The following is a 7,515-nucleotide window of genomic DNA, read 5'->3' on the forward strand; positions in this document are numbered from 1 at the left end:
TACCCGTACCCGCCCCCGTCAGTTGGTCGACGTTTCCGGCTTGGGCCCTTCTGCCACGGATATACGGGCGTGGGCTTCACGCCGCCGATCGCCTGCGGGGGCTCGGCGGCCGGGGTCGAGGCGGCGGGTGCCGGTTCGGACGCCCCGTCCGGGACTCCCGTCGTCGGCCCCTTCGTGGCCCAGTCCCGCAACGCTCCGGACTCGACCTCGATCTCCGCGCTCAGCGCCGCCAGGTCGTCCTCGGCGAACTGCCGGGCCCGGTCCCGGGCCGCCCAGCGCAGCGAGTCCGCAGCGTGCGTGATCCGCTCCGTGCGCTCGCGCAGCTCCGGCATCCGTTGGGCTATGCGCTGCTTGTCGGGCTCGCGCTCCAGACGCTTGAGCTCGCCGTCCAGCTCGTGCCCATGGCCGCTCAGCCGCTCGAAGAGGGTCAGCGACTCCTTCAGGGACGCGTCCTGGTCCACGCCCGCGTGCAGCGCGTCCTGGGTGGCCCGCATCGAGGTGCGCAACGAGAGCCGCAGCTGTGCGAGCTCGCCGCCCACCCCGATCTGGCCGACGCTCTTGGCCCGCAGGGTGGTGTCCTCGACGGCCTTGCGGGCCTGGGTGACCGTGCGCTCCACGCCCCGCTTCGCGGCGCCGACCGCCTTCACCGTCATATACACGCCCAGCACGACGAAGGCCACGAACAGCAGAGCCATGATCGTGATCGCGGCTTCCATGAACGTCCCCTCGTCGGCGATCGGCCTGACTTCACCGGCGCGCTCCGCCGGCTCCCTCCCACCGTAAACGGAACGGGCGGGCTGGGGGTTCCCCGGCAACCCCCAACCTGCCCGTAGGGGAACCCCCCAGTACCGCTCAGCCGGTCACGCGGGAACGATGTTCACCAGCTTCGGCGCCCGCACGATGACCTTGCGGATCCCGGCGCCGCCCAGCGCCGCGACGACCGCCTCGTCGGCCAGGGCCAGCTTCTCCAGCTCCTCGTCGGAGATGCTCGGCGGGATCTCCAGACGCGCCTTGACCTTGCCCTTGATCTGCACGACGCAGGTCACGGTCTCGTCGACGACGTACGCGGGGTCCGCGACCGGGAAGTCCTGGTGGACGACCGAGTCCTGGTGGCCCAGCTTGCGCCACAGCTCCTCGGCGATGTGCGGGGCCAGCGGCGCCACCAGCAGCACCAGCGGCTCGGCGACCGAGCGCGGCAGCGGGCCGCCCGCCTTGGTCAGGTGGTTGTTCAGCTCGGTGATCTTGGCGATGGCGGTGTTGAAGCGCATCTCCGCCAGGTCGCCGCCCGCACCGTCGATCGCCTTGTGCAGGGCGCGCAAGGTCGCCTCGTCCGGCTCGGCGTCGGTGACGGTGACCTCGCCGGTCGTCTCGTCGACGATGTTGCGCCACAGCCGCTGCAGCAGGCGGTACTGGCCGACCACCGCGCGCGTGTCCCACGGACGCGACACGTCCAGCGGGCCCATCGCCATCTCGTACAGGCGCAGGGTGTCCGCGCCGTACTCGGCGCAGATCTCGTCCGGAGTGACCGCGTTCTTCAGGGACTTGCCCATCTTGCCCAGCTCGCGCTTGACCGGCTCGCCCTCGAAGAAGAACTTGCCGTCGCGCTCCTCGACCTCGGCGGCCGGCACCGGGAAGCCGCGGGCGTCCCGGTAGACGTACGCCTGGATCATGCCCTGGTTGTACAGCTTGTGGAACGGCTCGGCGGACGAGACGTGCCCCAGGTCGAACAGGACCTTGGACCAGAAACGGGCGTACAGCAGGTGCAGCACGGCATGCTCGGCGCCGCCCACGTACAGGTCGACGCCGCCGTGCGGCTGGCCCTCGCGCGGGCCCATCCAGTACTGCTCGATCTCGGGGTCGACCAGCTTCTCGCTGTTGTGCGGGTCCAGGTAGCGCAGCTCGTACCAGCAGGAACCGGCCCAGTTGGGCATGGTGTTGGTCTCGCGGCGGTACGGGCGCGGGCCGCGGCCGTCGCCCAGGTCCAGGGTGACGTTCACCCAGTCCTCGTTGCGCGACAGCGGGGTCTCCGGCGAGGTGTCCGCGTCGTCCGGGTCGAACGTGCGCGGCGAGTAGTCCTCGACCTCGGGCAGCTCCAGCGGCAGCATCGACTCGGGCAGCGAGTGGGCGACGCCGTCCTCGTCGTAGACGATCGGGAAGGGCTCGCCCCAGTAGCGCTGGCGGCTGAACAGCCAGTCGCGCAGACGGAAGTTGACGGTGCCCTCGCCGATGCCGCGCTCGGCCAGCCAGTCGGTGATCTTCGCCTTGGCGTCGGTGACGCCCAGGCCGTCCAGGGAGATCTCCGCGTTGGCGGAGTTGACCAGCTTGGCGTCGTACGAAGCGAAGGCCTCGTCCCAGGTGTCGGCGTCGGTGCCGCGGTCGTCCGACGGCTCGACGACACAGCGCATCGGCAGCTCGAAGGCGCGCGCGAAGGCGAAGTCGCGGGTGTCGTGCGCCGGAACGGCCATGATCGCGCCGGTGCCGTAACCCATCAGGACGTAGTCCGCGACGAAGACGGGGACCTTGTCGCCGCTGACCGGGTTGACCGCGTACGCGCCGGTGAAGACGCCGGTCTTCTCCTTGGCGTCGGCCTGGCGCTCCACGTCGGACTTGGACGCGGCGAACGCGCGGTACTTGGCGACGGCTTCGGCCGGGGTGGCGTGGCCGCCGGTCCACACCTCGTGGGTACCCTCGGGCCAGGCGGCCGGGACGATCGCGTCGACCAGCTCGTGCTCGGGCGCCAGCACCATGTAGGTGGCGCCGAACAGGGTGTCCTGGCGGGTGGTGAAGACGGTGATGGCGTCGGCGCCGCCGGCGACGGTGTCGACGGCGAAGTCCACGCGCGCGCCCTCGGAGCGGCCGATCCAGTTGCGCTGCTGCAGCTTGATGGCCTCGGGCCAGTCCAGCGCGTCCAGGTCGTCCAGCAGGCGGTCCGCGTAGGCGGTGATGCGCATGTTCCACTGGCGCAGCTTGGCCTTGAAGACGGGGAAGTTGCCGCGCTCGGAGCGGCCGTCGGCGGTGACCTCCTCGTTGGCCAGTACGGTGCCCAGGCCCGGGCACCAGTTGACCGGCGCGTCCGAGGCGTACGCCAGGCGGTAGCCGCCCAGGACGTCGGAGCGCTCGGCGGGGCTCAGCTCGCTCCACGCGCGCGTACCGGGAGCCTGCCGCTCACCGCTCTCGAACTGGGCGACCAGCTCGGAGATCGGGCGGGCCTTCTTCGCCTCGGTGTCGTACCAGGAGTTGAAGATCTGGACGAAGATCCACTGCGTCCACTTGTAGTAGTCCGGGTCGATCGTCGCGAAGGAGCGGCGCCGGTCGTGGCCCAGGCCCAGGCGGCGCAGCTGCGCCTTCATGTTCTCCATGTTGGCCTCGGTGGAGGCGCGCGGATGCGTGCCGGTCTGCACCGCGTACTGCTCGGCGGGCAGGCCGAAGGCGTCGAAGCCCAGCGTGTGCAGCACGTTGTGGCCGGTCATGCGCTGGTGGCGGGCGAAGACGTCCGTCGCGATGTAGCCCAGCGGGTGGCCGACGTGCAGCCCCGCACCCGAGGGGTACGGGAACATGTCCATGATGAACTTCTTGGGCCGGGCGACGACCGCCGGGTCCCCGGCCAGGTCACCGCTGGGGTTCGGCGCCGCGTAGGTGCCGTGGGCGTCCCAGAAGTCCTGCCAGCGTGCCTCGATGTCGGCGGCCATGGCGGCCGTGTAGCGGTGCGGCGCCACCGGCTCTGCGGCAGCGGAATTCGTCTCGCTCATGATCCTTAAAGCTCCATCGATCGTCTCTGCCAGCGGCTGCGACATTCACCAAACGAAAAAGCCCCTCGCACAGGAGGGGACGCCGCGCCGATTCCGACCGGCTCTTTTCATCGGTCGGGACTGATCAGCGCGGCTCGCTAAGCAGAAGGCGTACGGCACGCATGGCGTCAGGGTACCGCAGGCCCCGCACGGCCCGCACTGAGCGTTCACGAGGCGCCTCAACGAGCGCGGCCGGAAGAGGTTACTCCGCGTACCGACCTCTTCTGGGGCAACCACTCAAACGCCGTACTGCTTGGTATGAGGCGACCTAGCATGCGGCCACGGGACCACTTTGCTGAAAGTTTCGGAGTCGCCCCATGAACCCTCACAGTCCCCGCTCCACCCCGACACTGAAAATCCCGTCCCTGAAAGGACGGGTGAAAGGAGGGGCGTCCGGTGCGGTGCTCATCGCCTCGGCGGTGCTCATACCCGTGCTCGCCGCCACGACCGGCGGCGGTTTCCGTGCCGCGCTGGACTTCACCACCGGCGTCCTGTCGCTGGTCTGCCTGACCGCCTCGGTCGTCTGGGGCCTGCTCGCCACCGACCGGCTGCTGATGACGACGCGCCACCGGCTCGTCGCCCAGGCCGTGCACCGCGCGACCGCGGTGTCCTCGATCGGCTTCCTCCTGGTCCACATCACCGTCAAGATCGCGGTCGGTCATGTGGGCCTGCTCGGCGCCCTGGTCCCCTTCGGGCTCGGCGTCACCGGCTCGGACGGGCTGATCGGCCTCGGCTCCCTCGCCGCGGTCCTCATGGTCGTCACGGCCGCCACCGGCGCCCTGCGCAGTGCCTTCGCCAATCCCGACCGGGTGGCGGGCCACTGGCGCTCGGTGCACATGCTGGCCTACCCGGCCTGGTGCTTCGCGCTGGTCCACGGTCTGTACGCGGGCCGTCAGGCGGCCGGCTGGGTCGTCACGCTCTACAGCCTGTCGCTGGCCGGTGTGGCCGGCGCCCTCGTCGTCCGCTCGCTGCCGCGCCCGGCGCGCCGGCGTCTCGTCCGGTGGCTGGCGCCGCTCCTCGCGCGCGTGGAGACGGCCCAGGCGATCGCCCCGGACGCCTCCACCCCGCAGCCGCACCCGGCCGATCCCGCCTCTCCCCGCTACGAGGCGCCCGCGCCGCATCCGTACCCGACGGACGCGTTCGCGACCGACCGCTTCACCGCCGAGCGCGACCCGGCCGACCCGCCGACGGCCGATCCGTACGAGAGCCAGGAGCTCTACGGGACCGGCCCGCGGCGTGCCGTGCCCGCTCCGGCGCCCGCGCCGGGCATCTCGGCCGCCTACCGGGCGGTCTCCCTGGCGCCCGCGCCGCCCTCGTACGCCCCGAGCTGGCCGACGCCCACCCCGCGTCCGCCGGAGAACATGCCGCTCCAGGAGAACGGCTTCGCGGACCTCGGCGGCGGCACGGCAGACAGCGGCCCCGCAGACCCCGGCCTCTCCGGCCCGGCCTACACCGGACCGGACTACGGCACCACGGGCTACGACACCGCGGGCTACAACGCGACGGCCTACGGCACGACGGACTACGACTCCACGGCCTACGGCGCCGGCGCCGCGCCCTACGGCGGGGCGGTCCCGGGCGGTTTCGACGAGACCGCGCCGCTGCCCACCGTCCCCTACGAAGAAGGCGGCGCCGCCTTCGAGGCTCCGGGGCCGTTCCCCGGGCCGGCCGCGCCGCAGCCGGAACCCTCCCCCCAGTCCAGCCCGTTCCACCAGCCCGTCGCCGGTGAGCCCTGGAACAGCCCCGCAGGAGACCGCCCGTGAACGCGCCACTCCCCGACGTCCCCGAGGTGCGGGTCGTCGGACTCCCGCAACTGACCGCGGGGTTCGACCTCGTCGAGCGGCTCGGCCTCGACATGCACCTGAAGGTGCACGGCCCGCTGGAGCCGGTTCCCGGCGAGCAGCTGGCCCAGCTCGCCGAGGACATATCGCTCAACGGGCGCGGTGGCGCCGGGTTCCCGTTCGCCCGCAAGCTGCGGGCGGTCGCCAAGTCCGCGATCCGGCGGGGTGTGCGTCCGGTCGTGGTGGTCAACGCGAGCGAAGGAGAGCCCGCCTGCCGCAAGGACACGGTCCTGGTGAACCGCGCCCCCCATCTGGTCCTGGACGGCGCTCTGCTGGCCGCTGAGGCCCTCGGAGCCCGCACCCTGGTCGTCGCCGTGACCCGGGACTCCACGGAGGCCTCGATCCGCGCCGCCTTCGCCGAGCGGGGGCTGGCCGACCGGCGCGGTACCGCGCTCCGCGCGCGCGTGGTGCGCACTCCGGAACGCATGGTCTCCGGCGAGGCCTCCTCCGTGATCCGGGCGGCCGGCGGCGGGCCCGCGATGCCGCCGGGGCGCAAGGTGCGTGCCTCGGACACCGGCATCGGCGGCGCGCCGACGCTGCTGTCCAACGCGGAGACGTACGCGCAGCTCGCCGTGGCCGCCCGGGTCGGCCCGCGCCGCTACAGCCACTCGGGGCTGCCCACCGAGCCCGGCACGGTCCTGCTGACGCTCTCCGGGGCGGTGGCCCGGCCGATGGTGGTGGAGGTGCCGACGGGTGTGCCGCTGCGGTACGTGCTCCAGCTCGCCGGGGCGCCGCCGGTGCCGCAGGGCGTGCTGACCGGCGGCTACCACGGCAGCTGGCTGGACGCGTCCGCCGCGCACGACGCGGTCATCTCGCGGGGCTCGCTGGCGGCGCTGGGCGGCGCGCTGGGCGCGGGCGCGATCCTGCCGATCGGGCAGGAGACCTGTGCGCTGGGCGAGGCGCTGCGGATCGCCAACTGGCTGGCGGCGGAGACGTCGGGCCAGTGCGGACCGTGCCGGCTCGGTCTGCCGGCCGCCGCGGGCGGTCTGGCGGATGTCCTCAACGGGGGCGGCCCGGCCGCCCTGGAGGCACTGCGCGAGGTGACGGGCGCGGTCAAGGGGCGTGGCGCGTGCAAGCACCCGGACGGCTCGGCCCGCTTCCTGGCGTCGACCGTCAACGCGTTCACCGACGACCTGGCGGCGCACGTCCTGGGCGGCGGCTGCGGCCGTCCGACCCTGGGTCTGCTGCCGCTGCCGGGCGACGGCTACCAGGAGGAGGGCATCCCCAGCGGCGAGAAGGTGCTGGTCGACTGGACGCTGTGCGAGGGGCACGGGCTGTGCGCGGACCTCATTCCGGAGCTGATCCGGCTGGGCGCCGACGGCTACCCGGCGGTGGCCGACGCGACCGTCCCCATGCATCTGCGGGGGCGCGCGCAGCGGGCGGTGCGCCGGTGCCCCGCACTGGCGCTGCGGATCGAGGGGGCGCCCGCCGAGCTGCCCGCGCTGGCCGCCCCGGCCCGCAAGGCGCTGGGCAGCGGTCGCGGTTGACCCGCTGAGCCGTAACGGCGAGAAGGCGGCCACCCGGATCGGGTGGCCGCCTTCTTCACTGTGGAGCTAAGGAGAATTGAACTCCTGACCTCCTGCATGCCATGCAGGCGCTCTACCAACTGAGCTATAGCCCCTTGTTTCGCTTGCCGCCCGGTTTCCCCCGGCGACATCGAGAACATTACACGGTCCCCCCGGCACTCCACCAAATCGATTGCCGTTCTGTACGGACAGGGCCGGTAACGTCCCCTTTCGTGACCGTGAACGTGCTCGCGCGCACCGCCGCCCGTCTCACCCCCGTCCGCCGCCCCGTGGCGCTCGCCGCGGCGGCCTGTCTGCTCTCCTTCGGGGCGTTCTGGGCCGCCCAGCGGGCCGCCGGGGTCTCGATGATCGACCTGATGG

Annotated in this window: 4 protein-coding genes and 1 tRNA gene; 2 read left to right on the forward strand and 3 right to left on the reverse strand. The window is 72.4% G+C overall.

The window, feature by feature from the left end; all coding sequences use genetic code 11:
* The coding region (locus ACJA3G_RS24925; RefSeq protein WP_406555279.1) for a hypothetical protein at positions 1-716 on the reverse strand (716 nt) is incomplete at its 3' end.
* Between the two features lie 144 nt (positions 717-860).
* The gene (gene leuS / locus ACJA3G_RS24930; RefSeq protein WP_406555280.1) at positions 861-3,749 is read right to left on the reverse strand and encodes a leucine--tRNA ligase; all 2,889 of its coding nucleotides are present in this window, start codon (positions 3,747-3,749) and stop codon (positions 861-863) included.
* 356 nt (positions 3,750-4,105) lie between these two features.
* Between leuS and ACJA3G_RS24935 the strand changes: the two genes are divergently transcribed.
* Both ACJA3G_RS24935 and ACJA3G_RS24940 read left to right on the forward strand, forming a co-directional pair.
* The gene (locus tag ACJA3G_RS24935) at positions 4,106-5,551 is read left to right on the forward strand and encodes a hypothetical protein (RefSeq protein WP_406555281.1); all 1,446 of its coding nucleotides are present in this window, start codon (positions 4,106-4,108) and stop codon (positions 5,549-5,551) included.
* Positions 5,548-7,116 carry a ferredoxin gene (locus ACJA3G_RS24940; protein ID WP_406555282.1) on the forward strand — a complete coding sequence of 523 codons (1,569 nt, stop codon included), beginning with the start codon at positions 5,548-5,550 and terminating at the stop codon, positions 7,114-7,116. Before ACJA3G_RS24935 ends, ACJA3G_RS24940 begins: the two co-directional genes overlap by 4 nt.
* 61 nt (positions 7,117-7,177) lie before the next feature.
* Here the strand turns inward: ACJA3G_RS24940 and ACJA3G_RS24945 are convergent.
* Positions 7,178-7,250 (reverse strand) — tRNA-Ala (locus ACJA3G_RS24945).
* Positions 7,251-7,515: the final 265 nt, after the last annotated feature.

Origin of the sequence: Streptomyces sp. YS-3 (assembly GCF_045257485.1) — a bacterium.
Taxonomy (GTDB): domain Bacteria; phylum Actinomycetota; class Actinomycetes; order Streptomycetales; family Streptomycetaceae; genus Streptomyces.